The sequence below is a fragment of the Mycobacterium sp. genome, from assembly GCF_032162105.1.
Classification (GTDB): domain Bacteria; phylum Actinomycetota; class Actinomycetes; order Mycobacteriales; family Mycobacteriaceae; genus Mycobacterium.
In genome coordinates, this window is the sequence record NZ_JAVRPS010000223.1 from 1 (window position 1) to 2,784 (window position 2,784).

The 2,784-nt window shown below is 67.5% G+C and carries 3 protein-coding genes and 1 pseudogene; all 4 read right to left on the reverse strand.

Annotation, left to right across the window (positions count from 1 at the left end):
* Positions 1-307: pseudogene (locus QOC69_RS11245) on the reverse strand (hypothetical protein); the annotation flags it as partial.
* A 192-nt stretch (positions 308-499) separates the two neighbouring features.
* Entirely contained in the window at positions 500-766 is a 267-nt protein-coding gene (locus QOC69_RS11250; protein WP_526439375.1) for a hypothetical protein, read from the reverse strand.
* Positions 767-929: 163 nt separating this feature from the next.
* Positions 930-1,955, reverse strand: coding sequence for a S1C family serine protease (locus tag QOC69_RS11255; RefSeq protein WP_526439377.1), 1,026 nt, complete (start codon positions 1,953-1,955; stop codon positions 930-932).
* 85 nt (positions 1,956-2,040) lie between these two features.
* A partial coding sequence (gene lucA, locus QOC69_RS11260) for a lipid uptake coordinator LucA (RefSeq protein ID WP_526439379.1) occupies positions 2,041-2,784 on the reverse strand: 744 nt, incomplete at its 5' end.

Below are 2,784 nucleotides of genomic sequence, written 5' to 3' on the forward strand. Positions count from 1 at the left end.
AACCGTAGCCAGGATTCTGCTGCGCCAGTGAAAGCCCTCCGGTGACTACGTTTTGGTAGATGTTCCACGTGAAGAACACAGGATCAGGGGCCGGCGCCCCCGGGGCCACGACGATCACATCGCTCCCGGGTTCGAACTCGGTCAACGGAGGAAAGTACGGGTCGTAGCCGGGGTCTTCCACGCTTGGCCCTGGCACGGGCTCTGGACCCATCGGGTCTGCAAATGCGGGCGCGGGTCCCACGGCGACGAGTAGAAGCGAAACTGAGAACGCGAGTGCGGGGCGATGCCAGCGAGATGGTGTGGTCATGTCGGTGTCCTAAGGGAGACCGGGGTGGCAAAAAATCGAAGCCCGGTTCTTTGCCTGCAGCAGCGTGCCGGCAACGATACGCCGCTCACTGGGGTACCGAACTCATTCAGATCATTTGCCGATGAGGTCAGAATCCGCCCGATGCTGGCCCATGCGGGTGCAGCCGTCGAAGGACGCCGACCGCGAGCGCGACTAGCGCAGGGTCACCACGACCTCGCTGACGTGGTCGTCCGGATCAGGCGTGACCAGCCAATTCTCTGCCGTCGTGTACGCCGCCACCGAACTGAGCTCGACTACGCCGACGAGGAGCAACGGCCACAACGCGCCGGCCAGCACGCAGACGAAGAAGATGTCCACTGGAGGTTGGGTCCGATCCCCCAAGTGTCGGCTGGCGACGAACGTGATCGCGGTGGTCACCGCCCATGCCGCCACGTAGATCCACACCCAAGTCATGTACACGGCGTCCCTCCCCTGGCCGGATGGTCGTGCCCTGTGTTCCCGCTCACACGACGTCCCAAACATAGTGGGTTGTCAAGCAATCGTGGGCAGCGGACTGCACGACGCGAGGATTGCTGGGCACTCGCTCAGCATGGGGAACGCGACCCGCCCGATCGGCCGGATCTCAGCCGCCGGTGGAAAGCGTCGCCTTCCCCGTGCGCTGTTGACCGCCCCGGTCGATCCAGACCAGGTCGATCACGTCACCCGGATAGTGCCTGTCCAGCACGTCGGTCAGCGCGGTGGCCGAATCCAACTGGGTGCCGTCGATGCTCAGCAGCACGTCGCCGTCTAGCAGGCCGGCTTGCTGTGCCGGACCGCCGCGGAGCACCTCGCGCAGCAAGACGCCGGGCAGCGATTCGCTCTGATCCCCGGTGCTGACGCCGACGCCGAGCAGGGTCGGCGGGCCGATGTGCACTGTGCCGGACGGCGTGTGGGACCGGATCTGGCCGGCCACCGCCAACGCGTCGTTGATCGGGATGGCGAACCCTTCTCCGCCCGGCCCCATCCGGAAGCTGACCGACGCCGCGGTGGTGACGCCGACGACCTCGCCCCTGCCGTTGATCAGGGGACCACCGGAGTCGCCCGCCCGGACCGGCGCGGCGACCTCGATCAGCCCGGTCATCTGTTCGGAGCTTCCGGTCAATTCGTCCTTGGCGGTGATGGTACGACCGAAGCCGGTCACCGTGCCCGTCTCGGTGGTGAGTGGGCTGCCCGAGCCGCGGGCATTGCCGAGTGCCACGACGGGGTCACCCACCGCGAGCGTCGACGAGTCGCCGATCAGCGCTGCTGGCAGGCCACCCGCGGTGCCGCGCAACTGCAGCACGGCAATGTCGTGGCCGCGGTCGTAGCCGACCAGGTCCACGTCGTAGGGGAGGCCCATGGCCGTCGCGGTGATGCTGTCCGCACCCTGCACGACGTGGAAGTTCGTCAGGACGGTCCCGCCGGGATCCAGGATGATGCCGGTGCCCGCACCGATCGCGTGCTGGTAGTTGATGACGGTGTCGATCCGCACGGTCGCGGGTTCCACCTGTGCGATCGCCCCGGAGAGGTCGACGGGTGCCGCGCCGGCAGGGGCGGGTGTGACGAGACCGACGACGAGCGCCGCCGCGACGCCGACGACGAGTCGCCAGCGGGATCCGAACGTGCCCATGCGCCACCTAACCTAGATGTGTCCCACAATTCTTACGGGGAGTACCCAGGCTGTCGACGAACGCGCGACCTACGGCCGAACGGGATCAGTCTTCGAGGGCGACGCCACCGCGTGAGCGCCGAAACAACGACTTCCCCGACGGACGTCGATTGCGCAGCTTGCCTGCGCTTTCCTCGTCGTTGTCTGCTCTATCGTCGTCGGGTTCGCCGATGTTAGCGGGTTCGTCGACCTCATTGGCCTCAGTGGTCTCGTCGGCCGCAGTGGTCTCGGTGAGCTCAACTGCCTCGCTGGTTTTGGACGGCTCCTCGACCGCGACGGGTGCCGGGGCGTCGTCCTTCTCCACCTCGTCGGCGTCGGTCACCTCGGTTTCAGCGGGCGCGTCGGCCTCATCGACGGATGCCTCGTCGGCAGCCCCGCGCCGACCGCGACGACGGTTCTGCGTCTTGGACTTCAACGGCTTCGGCGGGGGCGGCGGCAATTCGGCGGTGAACGCCAGCTGGAACGCGAGCAGACCGAGCAACGCGATCGCAGCCGCGGCGCCGTAGATGCCGAACAGCCAGGGGCCCGCGCTGTCCAGGCTCAGCCAGATCTCGCTGATCGCGGCGCCGATGATGAGCGCGCCCGCGAGCACGTGTAGGGCGATCGACCAGACCCGCAGCGCGAGCGCCAGTCGCGGCGTGCCGAACTCGGGCTTACGCGTGCGCAGCAGCGTGAACACCACCGGCAGCGCGGCCAGCCCGATCAGCGCACCCGTGACGATGCGCAGCACGGTGCCGAGGGTGTGGGACGTGTCGCCGATCATCTCGGGCCACCGCGGCAACACGAAGAA

Excerpts from the sequence above, each read along its gene's own strand:
- QOC69_RS11255 (WP_526439377.1), bottom strand. The coding sequence starts at position 1,955 with ATGGGCACGTTCGGATCCCGCTGGCGACTCGTCGTCGGCGTCGCGGCG.